General features: G+C 69.5%; 2 protein-coding genes. One reads left to right on the plus strand and one right to left on the minus strand.

Going from position 1 to position 24,354, the window contains the following annotated elements; translation table 11 throughout:
- The first annotated feature begins 828 nt into the window (after positions 1-828).
- Positions 829-23,370 (plus strand): Calx-beta domain-containing protein, encoded by a 22,542-nt coding sequence (locus QF046_RS01665; RefSeq protein WP_307365555.1) that lies wholly within the window; start codon positions 829-831, stop codon positions 23,368-23,370.
- Positions 23,371-23,440: 70 nt separating this feature from the next.
- Here the strand turns inward: QF046_RS01665 and QF046_RS01670 are convergent, their stop codons facing one another.
- A complete protein-coding gene (locus QF046_RS01670; RefSeq protein WP_307365557.1) occupies positions 23,441-24,328 on the minus strand; it encodes an acyl-CoA thioesterase II in 888 nt (295 codons plus the stop codon).
- Between the last annotated feature and the right edge of the window lie 26 nt (positions 24,329-24,354).

A 24,354-nucleotide genomic window follows, 5' to 3' on the forward strand; every position in this document is an offset into this window, starting at 1 on the left:
GGCTCCAGGCCGATGGGGCGACCATCAACCTCGGCTACAACCACGGCTTCAAGTACGGCCAGCAGGTCATCTACGACGCCGGCGGCGGCGGTGCGATCGCCGGCCTCATCGACGGCGGAACGTACTTCGTCATCCCCGTCTCCGCCACGGCCATCCAGCTGTGCACGAAGCGCGGACCTCCGCTCACCGCGGGATCCAGCGAGTTCTCCTGCGCACCGGGATTCACCGTCACCGGACTGTCGCTCCCCGCCGGCGTGATCATGGGCGAGAACCACCGATTCGTCCCGACCACCGAGCCCGGAGTCGCCTCCGACGTCTCGGCCCGGTTCACCGCCGAACGCGCCGTGCACGTCGGCTCGAACTACATCGTGCTCCCGTACGTGCTCTACGAGGACGACGGCACCACTCCGATGGTGCTCCACAACGGCGACCCGGTCGTCTACAGCGCCGGCGGAGGAACCCCGATCGGCGGTCTGGTCGACGGACAGACCTATTACCTCTTCACGGCGAACCCCGCCGACGCCGTCGATCTCAGCCACGTGCAGCTCGTGCGCACGAAGTGCGAGGCGACCGGCAAGAAGGAAGACTGCAACACCGCGGCCGACATCGCGCGCGGGACGCCCATCGACTTCACGTCGACCGGCAGCGGACGCTCGCACAGCCTCGTCCCCTCGGGAGTGCTCCCCGCCGGGCCCGGCTCCGAGATCGGTCCGCAGATCATCACTGCACCGGTGCGCGCCGGATTCGGCGGCGTCGCGGTCACGGCATCCAACAGCGACTACCTCGGCTCGATCGGCATCGCCGCCGGCGGCGCGGGGCACCGCGGCCGTGAGCCTGTCCGGCTCCATCGCCGTGGTCACCGTTCACACCACCGCGACGATCGGCGGCGGCGCCAGGATCAACTGCGCCGACGGCGACGTCGCCTGCGTCACGAACAGCGGCTCGGCGGACGGCAGCCAATCCGTGCTCGTCTCGGCCGTCAACAGCTTCCGCACACTCGGCATCGCGGCATCGATCGCCATCGGCGGGTCGGCCGGGGTGGGCGCCTCGGTGGCGGTCCGGGTCGTCGAGCTGCACACGGATGCCTCGATCGCGGGCGGCGCCGTGGTCAACGCCCGCAACAACATCGAGGTGCGCGCGGACGCACGCACTGCTGTCGTCTCGGTGAACGCCGCGGCGGGCGGCGGAACCGTCGGCGTGGCGGGCACCGTCGGCGTCACGGTCATCAAGGAGTACACGAACGCCTTCACCGGCATCGGCGTGACGCTGCGGGCGGACAACAACATCGGAGTGTTCGCGAACGACGCCTCGCAGCTGATCCTGATCACCGCCTCGATCGCCGCCGGCTACGTCGGGGTCGGCGTCGGCGTGGGTGTCGCGGTCATCGACAAGACGACGCGCGCATACATCGGTCAGAGCAGCACCGTCATCGTCAAGGCGCTCGGTGGCGGGCTCAGCGGCGTCTCGAACGGCACGATCGGCGCGAACGGCCTGCCCACGACGATCTTCCGAGGGCTCGTCGTCCAGGCGCAGTCGACGGAGAAGCTCTTCGGACTCGTCGCGGGCGTCGGCGCCGGCTTCGTGGGCGTCACGGCCAACATCGGGGTCAACATCTTCACCGTCACGACCCGCGCGTACCTCGACCTCGGCACGAGGGTGAACCAGGGCGCCGGGACCATCGCCGCGGGGGTCGACGACGCGCAGGCGGTCGCGGTGATCGCCACCGACGTGTTCGATTCGCTCACCTTCGCGGGCGGCGTCGCCGGCGGATTCGTCGGCGCCTCCGGAGGAGTCGACATCGGCGTCGCCTCGATCACCGTCAACGCCTATCTCGCCACCGGAACCGATGTCTGGGCGAAGGGCGACGTCCGCGTGAACGCCCTCGCGATCAAGCACGTCCAGTCCTACGCCGTCTCGATCGGCGGCGGATTCGTCGGCGTCGCCGGCGCCGTCTCGGTCTGGTCGATCGGCACCGCGCCCACCGCGTCGTACTCGAGCGACGCGCACGGTCCGCACCGCGGGGCATGGAGCAGCACGACCCCTTACGCCTCCGGCGATGTCGTCACCTACAACTCGAAGACGTGGATCGCGAAGAAGAACAGCACCAACGTCACGCCCGGCTCGAACGCGACGATCTGGCAGGAGGACGTGCCGAAGACGGCCACCGACGGTGAAGGGACCGACGGCCAGCACCAGGCCGATCAGGTCGCCTCGGGCGAGGGCAGCGACGCCCCCGCACCGGCCTGGAACAGCGCCACTGCGTACTCGAAGGGCGACTACGTCACCTTCGACGGCACCAGGTACCAGGCGACCGTCGACGTCTCGGCCGGTGCTGCCGATCCGGCGAACAGCACTTCCTGGTACGCCGTCAAGGACGGTTGGAAGTCGGCACTCGACGGCGCCCCCGCCGACGGCACCGCGGCGTTCCTCCTCGGTGCGGCGTACGCGACCGGCGACTATGTCACCTTCGGCGGCCACAGGTATCGCGCGAAGGTCGCCATCGCGAGCGCTGACGCCACCCCGATCGTCGATCTCGACCGCTGGGCGAACGCCGACGACGACTACCGATTCCGGGTGTTCGGCGGCGCGGCGGCATCCGACTCGAGCGTCGCCGGCTCCTACTCCGAGTCGAGCCCGACCGCGGACCAGTTCTCGCAGCCCGCCCCGCCTTCCGGTGTCTCGGCCGGCATCTACGGCACCGTCCACTCGATGCTCGCCGACGTCGAGGTCGTGGCGCGCGAGCGCGTCGACGTCTTCGTCCTCGCCGGCGCCGTCGCGGGCGGCGCGGGAGCGATCGGCGCGGGCATCGCGATCCTGAACATCGCGGGCAGGGTGGATGCCGGGATCTTCGGCACGGCCGTAGTCTCCGCAGGCGGCGCCGTGCGCGTCACGGCCGACCTCGACGAGAACGTCACGATCATCGCCGTCACCGGCACCGTCGGTGCAGTGGCGGTCGCAGGACAGATCCTGGTGCTCACCGACACCAGCTCGACCACCGCCCACATCGACGATTCGGCCGACGTGCTCAAGGCAGCCGCCGGGATCTTCGTGACGGCGCACTCCGACAAGACGGCCGCGGGATACGCCGTCGGCATCACGATCGCCCTCGGCGGCGTCGGCGCAGCCATCTCGGTCATCGAGGTATCGGGCGACACGACGGCGCTCATCGGCGACGTGGCGATCGGCGCAGGCGGCGCGATCGGCGGTATCACCGTCACGGCGACCGACGCCTTCGACCCCACCGCATGGGCCATCGGCGTCGTGGGCGGCGTCGGAATCGGCCTCAGCGGCATCGTCGCGGTGATCACCTACTCCGGTCTCACCCGCGCCGCATCGTTCGCGCACGGCGCCGTGACGATCGGCGGAGGCGTCTCCGTGCAGGCGTTCGGCCAGCGGCAGCAGATGACGGGGCAGACGCTCAACATCACCACGGGAGCCGCGGCGCTCGGGTTCACCGTCTCGATCGCGACGATGGACCGCGACACCGAGGCGGAGCTCGGCGGGTCGATCACGGCATCCGGCTCCGTAGCCGTCAACGCCGAGGCGACCAACGTGGTGACGGCCAGCACGCCGAGCGTCGCGATCGGCGGGATCGCCGTAAGCGCCATGATCCCGATAGCCACGGTCTCCGGCCACACCACCGCGACGCTCTCCGGCATCATCGGCGGATCGGCGAGCGCCCAGGTGCGGGCCGCTGCCGAGAACCGCGCGACCGCTGATGTCCTCGTCGTCAGCATCTCGGGTCTCGGACTCAACGTCGCCGTCGCCGTGGCCGAGGTGACGGCGGATGCCGACATCACGGCGACCGTCGCCGACGGCGCGTCGATCTCCAGCAGCGGGGCAGTGTCCGTGACCGCGCTGGTGCTCGGCTCGAGCGGACGTATCGAAGCGATCGCGAAGGGCGAGAACGTCGCCGCGGCCCTCTTCGGCAGCGGCGCGGTCTTCGTCGCGATGGCCACGCAGGCCGCGGCGGTCGCCGCCCGGCTCGACGGCGACGTCACCTCGTCGACCTCGGTGTCGGTCACCGCGACGGGCGGCAGCAGGGCCAAGGCCGATCTGGTCGTGGTCGCGGCAGGCGGCCTGGCAGGCATCGCCGTCAGCGTGGCGGTCGCGGAGATCTCCTCCGGGGCCGACGTGACGGCATCCTCGTCCGATGCGAACGACGACCAGCAGATCACGAGCAGCGGCAAGGTCTCCTTCAACGCCACCTCGACGAACGTCGCGACCGTCACGACCGGCATGGGCGCTGGCGGCGCGCTCTTCGGCGTCAGCGTCTCCGTGCCGTCCGCCCTCGTCGGCGGCGCGACCACGGCGAGCGTGCAGGGCGATGTCACGGCAGGCGCGGCGGGCGTGGAAGTCGGTGCGACGAGCCACAACTCCGCGACGACCGATGTGCTGATCGTCTCGATCGGCGGCCTCGGAGCCGCAGCGGTGAACGTCGCGGACGCGCGGATCACCTCGGCCGCCTCGACCCGGGCACTCGTGCTCGCGGGCGCCTCGGTATCGGCACCCGGCGGCGCCGTGAGCGTCCACGCCACGGCCACGAACGTCGCAGCGGCCTCGACCACCTCGGTGTCGGCATCCGCGACGCTCAGCGTGAGCGCGCAGAAGAGCCTCGTCACCATCGCCGGTTCGACCACGGCGTCGTTCGACGGCGACATCCCCTCGACGACGATCAGGACCGCAGCCCTCTCCGTCACGGCCATCGCGAGCAACGACGCGTTCAGCGACACCAAGGTCGTCACGATCGGCCTTCTCGGCGGCGCGACGGTGATCGTGTCCGAGGCGATCGTCTCGTCGAACACGGATGCCGTGATCGACGCCGACGCGAACATCGCGCTCTCGGGTGCCCTGTCCATCGATGCGCACCTGGCCACCGGTGCACGCGGCGGGTACCAGAACGTCGCGGAATCCAAGATCCGCGGCGCGGGCGGCGGCCTGGGCGGCGGATTCAACCTGATGAGCGCCAAGGCGACGGTCTCGGGTTCGACGAGCGCCAAGCTCAACGGCGCCGTCACCGCCGCGTCGTCGTTCACGATCAACGCCGACGCCCGCGCCGACGCACTCGCGACCAGCGACTTCGCCAGCTTCGGCGGTGTCGCGATGTCGGGCAGTGAGACGATCGCGCTCGTCAGCGGCCACACCATCGCGGGCGGCGACAGCGGCACCGCGGGCGGCACCGGCGCGTTCACGGTCACGGCCGATTCGACCTACAACGCGACCGCCGAGTCGGACGGACCGACCATCGGCCTGCTCACCGTCGACGTGAAGCTCCCGAGTGCGGCTGTGAGCGGCAGCACCAAGGCGAACTACCTGGGCCAGGTCACCAGCGGCACCTCGGCCACCGCCACCGCGAACTCGCACAACACGGCCCTGGCCGACGCATCCGACATCATCTCCATCGGCCTCATCGCGGTGTCGGTCGCGTACGCGCTGGCCGTCGTCAGCTCGTCGACCGAAGCGGCTCTCGGCGGGGCGAGCGTCAGCGGCACCGTCCTGGTGAGCGCGACCTCCGACGACGACGCGACCGCCCTCGCCGGCGGCGTCTCGGGCGGCGCGATCGGCGTGCAGCTGCTGCAACCCGACGCCCGGTCGCAGGGGAGCACCCGGGCCTTCGTCGGCAACGGCAAGACCGTGTCGGGCACGTCGCTCACGATCCAGGCGATCGCGACGCCGGACGCGCACACCGAGGCGAACATGGTGGGCTTCGCCGCCGTCGCCGACGTCCTGGTCACCAACCCCGTCTCCACGATCGGCGGCACGACCGAGGCCTTCATCGGTGACGACGAGACCGTGACCCTCGGGTCGGGCGCCGTGACCCTGACCGCCACGCGCACGGCGAACGCGAGCGTCGAGGGCACGAGCATCGCGATCTCGCCGATCTCGATCTCCGCGGTCGACCTGCAGGCGACGACCGGCGGCACGATCGCCGCGCACATCGACGACCGGGCCGACGTCACAGGCGGGTCCGTCTCCCTCACAGCCGGCGGCACGAGCAGCCCCGTCGCCTCGAGCACCAGCGTCGGCGTCTCGGTCATCGGACTCGCCGGAGTCTCGCTGTCGACGACCGACTCCACCACCGTCGCCAGTTGGATCGGGCCCGTCGACGGCGCCTCGGCTGCGGATGCCGCCGACCCGACGAACGTCACGACCTCCACGGCATCCGGAATCTCCGTCAAGACCGACTACACGGCGCACGTGCTCGCCGACGCGATCGCGGCGGGCTTCGGCCTGCTCTTCGCCGGCGCTCTCGTGCACGGCACCGCGACCGCCACGCCGACCGTGCTCGCGTACCTCGGTCACCGCGCCGAGCTGCACGCCGACGGCGGCGGCAGCATACTGATCGAAGCCGCGGCCGTCGTCACTGCCATCGCCGACGGCACCGGGTTCAGCGCCGGTGCGATCGCGGCCGGACAGATCACGACGAAGGCGGACCTGCGCCCGATCGTGAAGGCGTACACGGTGGGCGGCGGTGCGCTCAGCGGCACGGGCGTGACGGTTCGCGCGCGAGTCAACACGGACACCTCGGGCGCGGCCATCAAGCCCACCTACACGTACAACACGATCGCAGGCAACGCCCAGCCGACGACCGTCGCGCCGGCATTCGCCCGCGCATCGCTCGGCGGTGCTTCTCTCGTCGCGAGCGCATCCGGCGCGACGGCGACGGCGATCAATTCGCCCACCGTCCTCGCCGCCGTCGGCACCGGCACCTCCGTCAGCGCGACCGGCGCCCTGAACGTCATCGCCCGCTCGCTCGGCGACTCGGAGGTCGACGGATACGCCCTCGCCGCGTCGATCGGCGTCGGCATCGGGCTCGTCAGCGGCACGGCGACCAGCGGCGGCAGCGTCGACGCCGGATTCCACGGCGTGTCGGGGGCGATCGGATCCGCCAATATCCTGGCCATCGTCTCGGCCCACGCGGAATCCGCCGGGCGCGGCTTCAGCGGGGCGCTGGGCGTCGCGATCAACGCGGGAAGCCAGCAGGCGACCGTCTCGGTCACGGTACGCGCTCTCGTGGGCGGAACGCTCGTCGCGACGGGTTCCGTCCTGGTCCGCGCCGACGTCCGCACATCGGCCTCTGCCGAGTACCGGGCGCTGCAGCTGGCGGCTCTCGCAGCAGTCGGCACCGCCGATGTCGACGCCACCGACGAGTCGAGCATCCGGTCCGCCGTGACGGGCAGCGGACTGATCCGGTCGACCTCGGGCAACGTGACGGTGTCGGCGTGGCACAACTTCGACGGCAGCGACTTCATCGACACCAACCGCGTCGAGGCGTCTTCGAAGATGGCCAGCGCCGGGCTGCTCGCGATCGGAACCGCGAGCCTCGACGCCGTCGCGAAGGCCACGACGAAGGCCGAGGTCGAGGCCGGAGCGACCCTCGCGGCGCCGTCGGGCGGTGTGACCCTCGAATCACTCTCCGGCGACTACGCGCTCGCGCACTTCGAGCGCACTCAGGGTGGATTCGCCAGCATCGCACCGTCGGCGAACCCGACGGCGGAGGCGAGCGGCACGACCGAGGCGAACCTGCTCGGACACGTCCGGGTCGTCTCGGGAGGCACCTCCAGCGGCGGGTCGAGCCTCACGGTGCTCGCGAAGGCGGAGGACCTCGCGCGCGCGGGCATGGACAACGCGGCGGGCGGACTCCTGGAGATCTCCAGCTCCAACTCCACAGCGAAGGGCACACCCCACGTCAAGACGACCCTCGGCGGCGCCGCGAGCGTCATCCTCACCACGGGCGCGATCACCGCGAAGGCGGAGAGCCTGAACGATGCGGATGCCGCGACCTCCAGCGCCTCGGGCGGTCTGCTGCGCATCTCGACATTCTCGGCCTCGGCGACGATGACACCCACCGTCTCGCTCGTCGTGACGGGCGGCGCCTCGATCACCAGCGCGAGCGGAACGATCACGATCGACGCGACGAGCAACCGACCGCCGCCGCCGAGCTCCGACGGCACCTTCAATGCCGGCACGGTCTCGGGCAACACGATCTCGTTCGCTCTGCAGCACAACGCCTACACGGGCCAGCTCGTCGTCTACGACACGCAGAATGCCGGCGCCCCCGTCGCGACGGGCCTCAACGGTCGCAGCATCAACATCATCGTGACCGGTGCGAACAGTCTTCAGCTCGGGCTCGAGTTCACCTTCGACGACCCGTCCACCACGGACGTCATTGAAGGCGCGACGATCGACCCCGACACAGACATCATCGACTTCGGCTTCCAATCGCACCATTTCGAGACCGGCGACCTGGTCGTCTACCAGCCGGTGGGCGGTGCCATCGGCGGGCTCGCGGCAGGCGTGTACAAGGTCTACAAGATCGATGCGACGCACCTCAAGCTGCAGTCGACGTCGGTGGACGTGACCAACCCGCCGCAGGCCGTCGCGACACCCGGTCAGATCGACACGGCCACCGATCGCATCACGGGCAGCCTGAGCAACGGGCAGTACGTCACCTACCATGCGGCACCGGCGGCGAACTTCTTCTCGTCGTCGAACGTGAGCGGCAACACCATCACGGTCGCTGCTGACACCGTCCCCTCCAGCGGCACGCCGATGCAGTACTTCACCAACGGCGCCGCGATCGGCGGGCTCTCCAACGGCGCCACCTACTACGTGATCCGCGTGAACGGCTCGCAGCTGCGGCTCGCGACGACGTACTGCAACGCCCGAGGCATCGCTCTCGGTGCCAACGCGGTGTGCAACAGCACATTCGCCGGCGGCATTCTCGGCGACGACGGCGCGGCCGGAAGTGCGAGCGTCGTCGCGATCTCGCTCAACGCCGGTGCCAGCGCCACGACGGTGCGCCACCAGCTCAACGCGACGACCACGCGCACCCTCGGCCCGCTGCAGGACCTGCACGGGTACTGGGTCGTCGGAGCGAACGGATCCAGCTTCCAGCTGTCCACGGGCTTCAACGGCTCCGCGATGAACCTCACCGACGGCGGTGCCTACCCGCACATCTTCCGCGTCGAGGGTCTCGACCTCACGGGCAACGGCAGCGGCATCCAGCGACTGGTCCTGCAGATCTCGCCGACCAGCGGCACACAGCGCCTCAACGGCATCGGCGGTCCCTCCGGCGCGGCGAACTCGAACGACGGCATCGTCTCGGCGACCGCCGCGGGTGGTGGCGGTGGCGCGATCAACGTCTCCACCGCGAGCTCGACCGCGGCGACGACCGTGACGGTGAGCGTCACGGTCGAAGGCAGCGCCGCGATCCGGGGCACGGACGTGACCATCACCACGCACGGCACGGCGCAGGCCACGGGCGTCGCGGGCAACGCCGGCGGCGGCGCGATCTCGATCGGCGACTCCGACGCACAGGCCACGACCACGATCGACAACGACATCGCCATCGTCTCCGGCGCGGTCATCACAGCGACCGATGACCTCACCATCGCGGCTTACAGCAACCTGCAGCCCAAGGTGCTCGCCTCGACGCAGCAGGGCGGTCTGGTCGGCGGGTCCTTCGGATCCACGGACGCCCGCGGGGCCTATTCCACCAGGACCACCACGAACGGCACTCTCACCGCCGGGGACCGTCTCGCCGTCGAATCGCACACGGCGTTCTCCGGCTTCGCCGACTCCGTCGCCGATGTCGGCGGTCTCGGTGCCTCCGCCGAGACCGAGGCGAATGTGCTGATCGGCGTCGGCGGCGACGACGCGGACACCCTCACCGAGGTCGGAGGAGCCCTGACCGGCCGGCACGTGCGGATCGGGTCCTTCGTCGACGCGGCCAAGGCGTACGCGCACACCTACACCTATGCGATCGCGCTGGGCGCCGACTCCGACGCATCCTCCCAGATCAACATCGAGGGCTACACGCGCACGACGCTCCTCGCGAACGCGGCGATCGTCGGGCACGTCGACACGGCCATCCTCTCCGAGTGGCTCGGCGTCGACTTCAACGCCGACGCGTTCGCCGAATGCGACTGCGGCGGCGGCGACACCGACTCCTACGCCAAGATCTTCCCGACCCTCGAGGCGAAGGTCGTCGGTCGTCACCTGAGCGTGATCACCACCTCCGACCTGACCGTGCAGGTCAACGACCGGATCGATCGGATGCGGCGCCACGCCAGCACCTCGGGCGGGCTCTTCGACGGCGGCAACGACGGCGATGCAGAGGGGAGCAACTCCGCGCTGCGCAGGGAGATCTTCTGGGAGACCAGGGTGATCATGCTCGGCGAGCCCAACCCGATCCTCCAGATCGACGCCACCGGCGCCATCACCGCCATCGTCAACCTGCGCGTCTGCGACGACGCCGGGCACTGCTACCAGGACGACCCGTTCACGGACACCCACACGCAGGGCACGCTCTCCGGCACGACCATCACCGTCGACGACATCGAGTACGACCACGGCGCCCAGGCACGGTTCCTCGCCAACGACCTGTCCATCATCGGCGGACCCGAGGGCAGCATCTGGGGCGGCGTCGGACGCTTCGAGTTCCAGCAGACCTGGGACTTCGTGCGCATCCTCAACGCGTCGAGCCTCAACCTCGTCACGAACATCATCGACGTCGTGAACGCGCAGAACCCGCCGCGCATCGACATCCGCGTCGACACGATCTGGGACAACGGCGCCGCCGCGAACGCCTCGCTCAGCGAGGACGACCCGAACACGACGTTCGACTTCGACATCGAGTACACCTTCCCCCCGACCTACGTGCAGATCCACAACACGTGCGCGTTCACCTGCCCGGTGCGCCAGCCCTTCATCCGCCTGGACGACTACATCGAGAACCCGCTCGGCGAGACGGAGATCTTCAACGCCTCGGGGGACATCCTCTCCGGCTCCGGTCACGAACTGATCCGCACCAACGTCATCGACATCGACGCCCCGCACGGCGACATCGGACACCAGAGCCCGACCCACCAGAACCCCGACCCGGTGCGCAATCCGATCGAGGTCGAGCTGGTGCACTACATCCACCCCGATCCCGACTTCTGCGCAGGCAGCGCCCCGTGCGACAAGGCACCTGTCGTCACACTCGACGCCGGCTGGGACGTGGTCGTCGACCTCACGTACTTCCGCCGCACCGACACCGCACTCGGCACTGCCGCGACCATCGTCATGGATCGCATCCGCGCGGGCGACGACGTCGACGTCGTGCTCAACGACTCCAAGAACGGCGACGACCCGAGCGAGCTCGTGCTCGTCATCGTCGACATGTACGAGCCGTCCTCGTCGTCCACCTACTACGGGTTCGCCTTCCCGTCGACGTACACACCCGCGATCAATGACGGCGACTCGATCGAGCGCGGCGGCTGCACCGGCGCCTACCCAGGCGACTGCGGCACAGGCTCCGGCAGATACGAGACCCACTTCCGTCCCGACGTGTCGGATGCCGACCTCGCGCACATCCTCCGCGCCCTGGGCACCGACGTCGACGGCGAGATCGACTCGACCTACGACTTCACCGAAGTGCGCGCCGGCGACGACATCGACATCTGCCACGTCACCACCGGCGGCCAGGAGCCCAAGACCTGCTTCACGACGACGATCGACAGCGCCGCGCACAACGTGACGAGCGACCCCGCCTCGGACACCCGGATCGACATCGTCATCGGCACCGACGTCGCGTGGACCGGAGGAGCCGGCCACACCGGCCCGGTGGACGACCCCGGCATGACGGTGAACGTGGCACAGATCTTCATCCGCACGGACGGCGACATCACCGCCACGGAACTCGTCGGCGACATGCTCGTCGGCCACATCCACTCCACGAACGGCGACGTCGAACTGCACTCGCCGATGCGCATCCTCGACGCCGACGGCAGGTCGACCATCGACGTCACCGGCGTCGACATCACCATGTACGCGGGTGAAGCCGGCGGCGTCGGCGGGATCGGAACCCCGACCGACTGGCTGGAGATCGACACCGCGGTGCTCGACCCGACGTGGGACAGCGTCTCCGATGGCGTGCTGAAGGCCTACGACCTCGACTCCGACGATGCGCAGACCACCGGCATCCACCTCGACGAGCTCACCGGCGACATGCCTCTGTGGGAGATCTTCACCGCCGGAAGCACCTCCACCGCGACCGGCAACGTCACCCTGCGCACCGTGGGCGGCAGCATCCTGAATGCCAAGACGGATGCCGATGAGGACAACATCCGCGGCGACTCCGTCGACCTGGACGCCAACGGCGGCTCCATCGGCCTGCAGTCCAAGGACGTCATGGTCGACTCGGGCCGCGCGCCCCCGTTCGGCTGCACGTACCTCAACTGCGGCAACGACCCCCTCACCGGAGCATCCGACCCCGCTCTCGCCGCAGCCGGCGATGACGTGGGCCTGGAAGCCACCGGGGGCATCTACTACACCGAGACCGACTCCCACCTGCGACTCGTGCTGGCGCACTCCCTCATGGGGAACATCCGCCTCACCGTCCGCGAGACCGCTCAGCTCGACGAGGACCTCTACCTCGTCCGCAGCGGCACGGCGCAGTTCGCCGAGTCGAACACCCGCGGACCGAACGGCGATGTCGACGCCCCGCGTGCGATCCCGAACGGGACGATCTTCGCCGAGACCGGCAGCGTCGAGCTCCGCGTCGGCGACGACGTCACGCTGCACCAGAACACTCAGATCCTCGCGAACCTGTCGATCGACATCCGCGGCGATTTCGGCAACGCCGACACCGGCGCCGTCGGCACCGAATACGGCACCTCGATGATCCTGCGCGGCCGCCTCATCGCCGACTGCGTCGTGACCCCGGGCGGACCCGGCGACGAGCCGATGGGCGTCTGCGCACCGTCGGCCGCGAACCCCGACGCCGGTCGCCAGACGAACATCTGGGGCGGCAGCGACGTCGACATCATCCAACTCGGCGACCCCTCGGGCCTCGATCTCTCCCAGCCGGGCGCGAAGACGACCTGGGGGAGTGCAGGGTACGTCTTCCTCGGCTCGAAGACACTCGTGCACGGCAACGCGACCCTGACCTCGAACACCGCCGACGGCGAGGACGAGATCACCGTCTGGCACCTGCAGTCGATGAACGTCGTCACGAGCCCCACCGGGCTGCAGTCCGGCGCCGGCGCGGGCCACACGCTCACCCTCGACGGCCAGGGCGAGACCGACCACTACGCGGTGTACACCAGTGGCAGCCACGGCAGCGTCCGCAACTACGTCATCAACGTGCTCGACAGCGGTCCCGCGAACGACGGGGTGGACGAGCTCGACGTGTACGGCTACGACAACACCGCAGCCGGGTACAACGGCCCGAGCGGCGCCACGGACGACATCTGGCTGATGCGCGCGCTGACCTGCATCGACAACCAGTCGCCGTTCGCGCTGAACGCCGGTGCGCCCGCGACCTGCGCCACCCCGACCGAGCAGGCCGACCACCCCGCGTTCATCGCGCTGCTGGCCGGCAACGGCAACGCCGATGGCGGCATCGGACTGTACCGCGACCGCGTCCAGGGCAACGAGCCGAGCTCTCTCGTGCAGCGGATCACCTACGACCGTGCCCTGAACGGACGCATCACGGTGTTCGGTCTGGCGGGCAACGACGCCTTCTACGTCGACGACACCCAGGCGACCATGACCCTCGACGGCGGCGCCGGCAACGACACGTTCCAGATCGGCCAGATCTTCGGCACGCAGCGTGACGGCCAGCCCGCGCCGGACGGCGGGGCGCTGCTCTCGGCCGACACCTTCCCGTCGCTCGTGCCGACGACGCGCGGCTGGCTCAGCCCCGGCACGCACGCGCCGCTGCTCGCCGCCGGCGGCACCGGCAACGACCGGTTCGTCGTCTACGCGAACCAGGCGGAGATCCAGCTCAGCGGCGACGACGGCAACGATCTGTTCATCGTGCGGGCGTTCGCGATCGCGGCGGTCTGCGACACCAATGCCGACAACATCGCCGGCTGCGGTCTGAGCGACGTCGACTACCGTCCCGCAGGCGGGGTCTTCCCGCAGGATGCCGCAGACGGCACCGTCGACGGCCGGTGCCTGCTCACCGGCGGATACATCCGCTACGACAACAACGGCGACGGCGTCTGCAACAACGCCGACGCCCACATCACCTACAACCACGCGGCGGGCAGTAACGTCGACCTCGATCACACCATGTGGCGGGACGACGTCATCCCGCTGAACGCCGGCGTCGCGGTGCCGGTCATCGGCCTCGGCTTCTCGACCAGTCGGCCGCTCGACATCCGCGCCGGCGGCGGTGAGGACGAGGTGCAGTACAACGTCAACGCGCCTGTCAACGTCGATGGCGGCACCGGGTTCGACAAGCTGGTCGTGCTCGGCACGGAGTTCGCCGACGACTTCGCCATCACAGACAAGGCGATCTACGGCGCCGGCCTCAACGTGAAGTACACCACCATCGAGGTGCTCGAGATCGACGGGCTCGAGGGCGACGACCAGTTCTTCGTGCTCTCCACCGCGTACGGCGTCGCCTACCGGGTGATCGGCGGCCTGGGATCCGACCAGATCTCCGTCGCCGGCGACGTCACCACCGACATCGTCACGCGCGAGCTCGAGGGCATCTCGGGCGCCGTGGACCACATCGTGCTCTCCGACGACCCGCGCTACGACGGCATCGTCGTCGACGGGGTGCCGTACAACTTCGCCACACCCGGGTCCGGCGTCGTCGTCATCAAGGAATCCGGCTCCTCGACGAGCGTCCGCGAGGGCACCACCGGCGGACCGATCACCGAACGCGACTACTACACGGTGGAGCTCAGCCACGCGCCGACGGGCAGCGTGTATGTCACGGTCTCGGCGGCCCTCTCTCCCGACGAGGAGGCCCGCGACACCTTCCACAACCCGACCGGGTACGGTCTGACGGACGGTCCGGCCGACACGATCTGGGTGTGCGTGGACACCTTCCCGTACGGCGACCAGTGCATCACCGCTTCCGATTTCCAGCGCCACTACCTGCGTAACGGCGTCATCGTCGACGAGGCGGGCAGGGCTGTCGTGCTCACGTTCGACGCCGCCAACTGGAACACGCCGCAGCGCGTGTACGTCCGCGCCTACGACGACCTGCGCTCGGAAGGCGACCGCACGGTGGTCGTGCAGCACTCGGTGATCGCCGCCGACCCGATCGCGGACGCCGAATTCGACGGCGCGACCGTGCGTCAGGTGAACGTTCGGGTGTACGACGACGACACACCCGGCGTGTACGTCTCGCACGTCGAGCCGTCCGCCTCCTGCACCGCAGTTCACGCGACCTGCGTCCTGGACGACAGGGGAGTGGTCATCGAGGGCAGCACCACGACGCAGCGCACGGATCAGGTGCTCGTGCAGCTCGCGAAGGACCCCGGCGGCCTCACGATCACGGTGCGGATCTCGATGGATGCCGCATCGCAGCGCATCCTGCAGATCCTCGACCCCGGACTCGGCGCGAGCCGCTGGACCAAGGTCACGGATCCCGCGCTCGGCACCTGGTACCTGCTGACCTTCGACTCGACCAACTGGGATGACCCGGTGCTCCTCACGCTGCAGGCCAGGAGCAACCCGGAGCCCGGTGACCCGACGACCGCGGTCATCAGCTGGGGTCAGGAGTTCGCGACCAGCGCCTACCGCTTCCCGAACCTGCGCTCCGGGGTGCAGCGCAGCGATGTGCTCGTCTATGACGACGAGGCGGCCCAGGTCGTCACTGTCCCGACCGGCACAGACACCGTCGTCGTCCAGTGCGGCGACACCGCATGCACGACGCCGGGGCTCACGGACGGCTATGACATCCGCCTGACGACGGAACCGAACGGCGACGTGCGCGTGGTCATCACACCGGACGGCCTGGTCGATGTCGTCTCGGTGAACGGCGTCGCGATCAGCCCCGCCCAGTACGTCGCCATCGGCGGCGACATCCCGTCGCGCGTCTTCCTGGGCAACCTGACGTTCTCGGGATCCACGGTCACCAGGGCGAACGGCAGCGACACCGGCAGCTTCCTCTCCGACGGGATCGCCGCAGGCATGCGGGTGCGCTTCGCCGCCTGCACCGACCCGGCGATCGGGTACTACACCGTGCTCGCCGTCGCCGCCGACGGGAAGTCCTTCACACTCACCGTGCCGCTGATCGGATGCGGTGGGTCGGCGTCGGGCACGAGCATCAACGTGCTCACCCGCCGCGGCATCTGGGATGGCGCGGCGAGCGCGGCGACCGCCACCGGCGACGACCTGCTCTCGCATTACCGCTTGACCCGCGCCGGCGGGGGCTGGCTGTCCGACGGCTTCCTCGAGGGCCAGTGGGTGCAGATCTGCGACGACTTCGGGCACTGCGTGCGGGCGAAGATCCAGAACATCCGCGGCACCAACCTCACGCACGACCAGCAGCTCGAGTTCCGGCCCGTCTCCTACGACGACCTCGCCGCACTCGTCGGCACGCACTTCACCGTGGTGCGCATCGCCGCACAGGCGACGTTCACCGCATCCGACTGGTATCTCGATCAGCGCGTCGAGCTGCAGGCCGACCTCGGCTACTACCAGCCCATCGTGCGCCAGGGCGTGAAGACCTTCCCGGCCTCGCAGCACCTCCTCTCCCGCCTGCGCGGACCGCTGGCCGTCGAGGGCGGCGTCAGCGGCGCCGACCGCTCGCTCGAGCTCGGACTCAAGCTCCCCGGCGAACAGGACGGTCCGCTCTTCGGGATCGCCGCGCAGGCACCCGAGTCCAAGCAGATCGACGTGCTGAACATCTACGGCGACGGCAGCGTGGCGCACAACTGGGGAGCGATGACGTCGACGACGATCCGCGGCCTCGGAATGGCAGGCGACCTCGACTTCGGCGCGAGCTACGGCGGGGCGCAGGACGAGACGTTCGGCGAACCGCAGGTGTTCCCCGGCGGCATCAGCTTCGGATCGGTGTCGTTCGTCGACGGCGCCTACGCGACCGACGGCGGTCGCAGCACGATCGAGGTGGTCAACCTCTTCCTCGGATCCGGCAATGACCGCTTCGACGTACAGGGAACTCTGCAGCCCGACGTCCCCGTCAAGCTGATCGGCACCGTCGTGCTCGCGGCATCCGCCGGACAGTTCGGCTCGACCCACCGTCTCTCCCGGACTGCGCCGTTCGATTGGAAGGCGCAGGGCTTCCTGGTCGGGCAGCCCGTGACCATCAGCGGCATGAGCGGCCTGTTCCGCGTCGTCGGCTTCGGCGACGACGATCCGATGGACACCACGGATGACACGGTGATGTATCTGCAGCTGCTCAGCGGCTCCGCATCCGTCGGTACCGCCCTGCGCACGGTCATCGCACAGGACGTCCCCGTGACCATCACCGTTCCGGTGACCATCGTCGGCGGTGCCGCGGGCGGCACCGTCACCCGCGCGACCGGCAACTGGATCACCGACGGCTTCGTCGTCGGCCAACTGGTGCGCATCGCGAACATCTCCGGACAGTGGCGGCTCGTCGGCGTCACCGCGACCACACTCACCCTCGACAGGGGAGACGCGCTTCCCAGCATCGGCGCTCCCGTGACGCAGACCGTGTTCGTCCCCGGCCCGCACGGAGGTCTCACCACCGTGCACGGCGGCGGCAACTCGCCGATCCGCACCGTGTTCGAGATGGACCGCACCGCGCCGACCGCCGCGCAGAGCGCAGCCTTCCCCGGCGCCGCACTCGTGCTCACCCGCCTGGACGGTCTGAACTGGGCGTTCAACGGCATCCTGCCCGGCAGCGGCTACCACGCCGGTGACCCCTATCTGCACCAGTACCAGCACGTTCAGCTGGCGGGCGAGAACTTCACCCGGATGATTCTCGGATTCCAGGATCTGCCGTGGGAGCTGTGCCCCTACTCCGACCCGTTCCCGGGTTGCGGTCTCGGGTCGATCATGATCCTCGGCGGACCGAACATCGCTCCGGTCGCGCCGGTGGCACTGCCGCTCGGCAGCGCGCTGGTGACGGACGTGCGTGCGGCGACGCCGGTGAAGATCGAGGTCACCACGCCGGTGCAGGTGCGCACCTCGAGTCTCACCCGCGCCGACGGCGCGAGCTGGGCCGCGGCCGGATTCAAGGTCGGCATGCAGGTGCGCATCAGCGGCTTCGCCGGACCGTTCACGATCTCGGCCCTGTCGGGCAGCGTGATGACCTTCGCGAACACCGCGTGGGCCCCGAGCATGCACCTCAACGCCGCAGGCATCGCCGTCTGGCACGCGGTCGGCCTCACCGTCACCGCGTGGGACGAGTACCGCCAGTCCACCGGCATCCGCATCGGCGGCGACATCCTCACCGTCTGCAACCGCTCGCCCCTGCTGTTCCGCATCGACGCGGACCTCGACGGCGTGGTCGACGACACGGTGACCTGCGACCAGACGCACACCGCGGGTCCCGGCTCTCCACTGGTGATCTACGGCGACACGTCACAGGACGGCATCTGGTACTCCGGCAACCCGGGCGACAACCTCGGCATGGAGTTCGGTCCCAAGCCGTTCGACCCGTTCACCTACATCCCCGACGCCGAGAACGAGGACGACGAGTGGATCTTCGGCCTCGCGAACCCGTACGACTTCAGCGGCGACGACATCATCGACGCCTCCGGTCTGTTCGCCGAGCTCGCGCCGGCGAACCTGCCGAGCGTCGGCATCACCGCCTACGGCGGACTCGGTGACGACCTCATCATCGGCAGCCAGGCCGGAGACCACCTGGCCGGCGGATCCGGCGACGACGAGCTCCGCGGCCAGCGCGGCGTCGACCACATCTACGGCGACTCCGGCGTCAACGTCGACGTGCTCACCCGGGCGCTCGAGATCGCGACGATCAATCGCAGCCCGCGGCCCGGCGTGACAGGGGCGGGCTTCATCCCGAACGGCACCACGCTGACCCCGACGGCCGGCGGCGTCGCGGGCATCGTCGACGACCTGCTCGTCGCCGGCTACGACCTCATCCACGGTGAAGGAGCGCCCGGCCTCGGGCTCGGCTCCTTCATCGTCAACGCCGGAGCACAGCCGGACAGCGCCTACGACGACATCGTGTTCGGCGACCACGGCGCCGTCGATCAGGATGTCGCCGACCCGAACGAGCCCGACGCTCGCCTGCAGAAGATCCAGACCACCGCGCTGTCGACCGTCATCCGCATCCGCAGCGTCAATCTCGACAAGGGTGCCGACGATGTGATCTTCGGCGGACTCGGCCGTGACGTGCTGATCGGCGGAGCCGGGAACGACATGGCGGACGGCGACGCGGCCGACGACATCCTGTTCGGCGACGCCGTGTGGTTCGACCGCGCCGACTGGCTGAGCGGACGGTTCCAGACGCTCTGCGGCACCCTGCTCTACAGCCGCAGCGACATCACCGCAGCCGGGAATCTGTGCGGCACGCTGCACCCGGTTCCCACCGAGAACGCCTCCGGCGAACTGCTCGTCGACGGCGCACCCCGCCCGTACCGCGACCCGGACGGCGCACCGTGGTGGGCCGAGTACGACGTCACCAACCTGTTCCACGACGTCGCCTCCGACACCGGCTCCAAATGGGCGGGCACCTGGGGCAACGATCACCTCGCCGGAGGACAGGCGAACGACCTGCTGTTCGGTCAGCTCGGCGACGACGTCATCCAGGGCGATGGCGACCTCGACCGGGCGCGGCGCCGCTGGATCGACGACCACGCACCCGCGGTGCGCGTGGGAGCGTCCCGCACGCCGCTCGGCTGCATCGGGACCCCGGGCGCATCCCTGTTGTGCGACTACACCGGCGTGCTCGTCGTGGTGCCGGCTGTCGAGGCGGCCACCGACGGCGAGGACTACATCGAGGGCGGTGCCGGCGACGACGTGATCTTCGGCGGCCTCGGCCAGGACGACATCATCGGCGGCTCGAGCGACTTCTTCAGCCTGGTCACCGCCGACCAGCGGCCCGACGGACTCATCGCTCCTGCCCTCGCCTACCTGCCCGGTCATGACCGCGGCGCCGACATCCTGTTCGGCGGCGCCGGAACCCGGATCGGCATCGACGACCAGACCACCGGCGCAGGCGGCCTCGCGAGCACCCCGGTGACGGGCGGCTCGCTCGCAGACGGCACGACGACCGCGAACATGGATGCGCGCGACGCGGACACCATCGTCGGCGACAACGGCCGCATCATCCGCATCGTGGGTGTGAACGGCGCCGACGTGAACGGCGACGCGAACACCGGCTCGCCGAACGTCGCGCCCACCACCGGACCGAACTACGTGACCTTCGCGTACGACGTCTACGGCGCAACGGCGGCCGGCGGCCAGCGGCTGGTCGTTCGGGGCGTGCACCTGCTCGACTACACGGTCGGCGGCCCCGACTACCTGCCGCAGAACTTCGGTCTCGGCGAGGGCGCGGACTGCAACGGCTCGCCGACGCAGCCCACCTGCTCGCTGGTGCTCGACACGGCGACCGGCACCTGGCGCAACACGGCCTTCCCTGGCGGCGCGGGCGCGCAGACCGGCGGACGCGACGAGGTGCATGGCGAGACGGGCGACGACACCGTGTACGGCGGCGCCGACCACGACGTCATCTACGGCGACGCGCAGAACGACGACATCATCGCCGGTTGGGGTAACGACTGGGTCTCCGGCGGCACCGGATCGGACGGCATCCTCGGCGACGACGGCCGCATCTTCACCAGCCGCAACACGGGATGCTCCGCCGCATCCAGCACGGTGTGCACCGAGCTCGCCGAGCCGCTGTACGGCATCCGCAGCCTGCGACGCGTCGACCCCGACGCCAAGACCAGCCAGGGCGACGTGCTGAACGAGTACATCTACACGCCGGGCAAGGTGCAGGCCGCCACGATCAACATCGCCGGGGCACTGGTCAAGTCCGTCGATCTGACGGTCTACAACCTCGGCCCCGACACCAACCAGAGCCAGCACCACGTCGCCAACCAGCCCACCTACGACGCCAACGACTCGGACGACATCCTGTTCGGCGGGTGGGGTTCGGACTGGATGCACGGCGGCTCGGGCGACGACGCGATCAGCGGATCCGAGGCGATCGGCGTGGGCGGCACGAGCGGCTACGCGCAGCACTTCGACGACGACGGCGATCCGATCGGCGTGGAGTACATCGACTTCGCCCACCCGTGGAACCCCGGCGACGTGCTGCACTTCGGCGCCGACAGCAACCCGTGGCACGCCAACAACCACAACGAGCTGCGGCTGGGCGAGTTCTACCTGTACGACGAGTACGATCCGCGTCGCGCCATCCTGTTCGACGGCACCGGCGACGTGTGGCAGTGCACCTCCACCTCGCCGAGCGGTCACACCTGCACGGGAAGCGACGACCGCGCTCTGTTCCCGAACCAGTTCTTCCTGAACAACGAGGACCTCACCGGTGACCACGTCACCGCCTGCATCGCGGTCGACAACCAGGGCAACTGCACCCTGACGATCACGAACCAGCGCTCCGACGGCGACGACTCGATCTTCGGCGATCTCGGCAACGACTGGATCGTCGGTGGCACAGGGCAGGACACACTGTGGGGCGGCTGGGGCAACGATCTGCTCAACGCCGACGACGACCTGCACTCCGGGTGCGTGACGGCCCAGCCCAACGGCACCTGCGCCCAGACCGGTGACACCTGGCTGAACGACACTCCCGACGGGGTCAACTCCAGCTTCCAGGACCGCGCGTTCGGCGGCGCCGGACTCGACATCCTGATCGGCAACACCGGCGGCGACCGTCTGATCGACTGGGTGGGGGAGTTCAATACCTACCTCGTGCCGTTCTCACCGTTCGGCATCGCGACCGTCAGTCGCCAGGTGGAGCCGCAACTGCCCGAATTCCTCTACGCGCTCAGCCGCAGCCAGGGTGTCGACCTCACCCGCTGGAGCGATGAGGGCACCGAGCAGCTCCGCAACGGCGAGCCCTACGGCGAGCTGGGGCTGATCACGCAGCATGATCACGGTCAGTGGCAGACGCAGACCGGCGGACCCACCGACCCGCAGGCCGGCAACATCCCCGGCGGTCGGCGCGACACGCTGCGCGGCTCCGACTTCAACGACGGCACCATGCAGGGATTCGCCACCGACTCGGGCGTGTTCGCCGTGCAGCAGGGCGTCCTCAAGGTCACCGCCGCCGACGTCAGCGGCGACGCCGTCGCCGTCTGGTACTCCGACGCGTACAAGAGCATCTACTACGAGGTCTCGGCGAAGATCTCGATGGACAAGCCCACCGCCGGCTGGAAGGCCAACGCGTACATCGTGCTGGACTACTTCGGACCGGATGACTTCAAGTTCGCAGGCATCGACCAGTCCACCAACAAGGTCGTCATCGGGCAGCGCGCGAGCTGGGGCTGGGCGGTGCTCGCACAGGCCTCCGTCCCCGGTGGTGTGAAGGCGGGCACCTACTACGACCTGAACGTCATCGTGAACGGGCTGATCGTCTCGGTCACGATCAACGGCCGCACCGTGCTGTCGTACACCTTCCCACCGCGCATGCTGAACGGCGACCAGGTGGCGCTGAACAAGGGGCTGGTCGGCTTCGGCTCCGATCGGGCCCGCGGCTGGTTCGACAACATCGCACTGACGGTGATCGCGCCGGCGATCACCGTGGACCGCACCGAGTACTTCGACGGCACTCCGCAGACCGTCACCACCCCGCAGACCGGCAGTTGGAGCACGCAGGACGGCAGACTCGAGGGACGGACGGATGCCACCGGCACCGCCGTCGCGCTGATCGGGGTGCCGCTGTCGGGCGGGGGCGCCGCGCCCGCGTTCGACGCCGCAGCCTACGTCGAGCTCGAAGCGGTGTTCCAGCCGATCGGCGTGAGCGGCTTCGTGTTCGACTGGTACTCGGCATCCGACCACAAGTTCGTCGCGCTGGACGTCGCGGGTCAGCGCGTGCTCATCGGCCATGTCGGCCGTGCGGGCCGCACCATCGACCTCGTCATCGGCCGCACGATCCCCGCCGGCATCGACCACACGCTGAACATCGTGCTGAAATACCGCGTCGTGACCGTCACGCTCGATGGCCAGGTGCTCGCATCGTACGCGTTCAACTCGCCGCTCGGCGATGGCAGGCAGGGCATGTTCGGGCTGGGCAGCGGCAAGGTCGTCTCGATCGACTCCTACCGACTGCGCACCGACGAGGTGGTATACGTCGGGGCGCCTCCGCCGTTGCAGAGCGTGACGATCTCGGACACGGCCGTCGTCGAGGGCAGGCGCGGCACCTCGCGCACGGTCACACTGACCGTCACCCGCTCGTCGGGGGAGGGCACGCTGTCGGTGGGCTGGTCGATCGATCCGACCGAGAGCACCGCGACTGCCGGAGTCGACTACACCGGGGCGACTTCGGGGGTCATCACCTTCGCCGAAGGACAGACCGCGGCGACGATCACGTTCACCATCACCGGGGATGCCGTCGCCGAGGGCGACGAGTCCATCGCCGTGCGCCTGCAGCCCAGCGCCGACATCAACCTCAGGCGCTCCCGCGGCACCGTCCTCGTCACCGACGACGACGGCTAGCCGCGCACAGCTTGGCGGGTCGGGCCTGACCTCCCCCGACAGGTCCGACCCGCCAGGGACTAGCTGACCGTCAGCCGCGCGACGGGATGCGGATCATGATCTCCTGCGCGACGGTCGCCATCAGCACGCCGTCGCGCGTGTAGATGCGCCCCTGAGCGAGGCCGCGTCCGCCGCGGGCGTTCGGGGACTCCTGCACGTACAGCATCCACTCGTCGACCCTGCCGAAGCGATGCCACCACATCGCGTGGTCGAGACTCGCGACCTTCAGCCCGGGTGTCTCCCAGGTGACGCCGTGCCCACGCAGGATGGACTCCTGGATGGTCATGTCGCTCAGGTAGGCCAGCGCTGCGCGGTGCAGGCGCGGGTCGTCGGGCAGAGGCGCGCGCATGCGCATCCACACCGCCTGCTGCGGTACCTGCTCGCCGCCGGCGTCGATGAACAGCGGACCCGTGACGTGCCGGATGTCGGCGGGACGCTCCGCGAGCAGACGACCCGTGATGGGATGCACGCGCCCGATGAGCTCGTCGTCGGACGGCAGCGACTCCGGATCGGGGATGCCCTCCGGCATCGGCTCCGCGTGATCCAGCCCCGGGTCCTCGTCCTGGAACGACGAGATCATCGAGAAGATCGGCACGCCGCCCTGGTACGCCTGCGAGCGGCGGGTGGAGAACGATCGCCCGTCGTGGATGCGATCCACGGCGAAGGTGATCCCCTGCGTCGCATCGCCGGGCCGCAGGAAATAGCCGTGCATGGAATGCACGATGCGCTCCTCGGGCAGCGTGCGCTCGGCGGCGATGAGCGACTGCGCGAGCACCTGCCCTCCGTAGACCCGGCCGGTCGGCATCAGATGCGAGACTCCGGTGAAGATGTCCTCGGTGGTGCGGGCCGTCGACGCGTCCAGGTCGAGGATCGCGAGAAGGTTCTCGATGGAGCGGAGGGCATTCGTCTCTGCGGTCACGCCCCCATCCTAGAAGCAGGGGCTAG

Origin of the sequence: Microbacterium sp. W4I4 (genome assembly GCF_030816235.1) — a bacterium.
Lineage (GTDB): Bacteria > Actinomycetota > Actinomycetes > Actinomycetales > Microbacteriaceae > Microbacterium.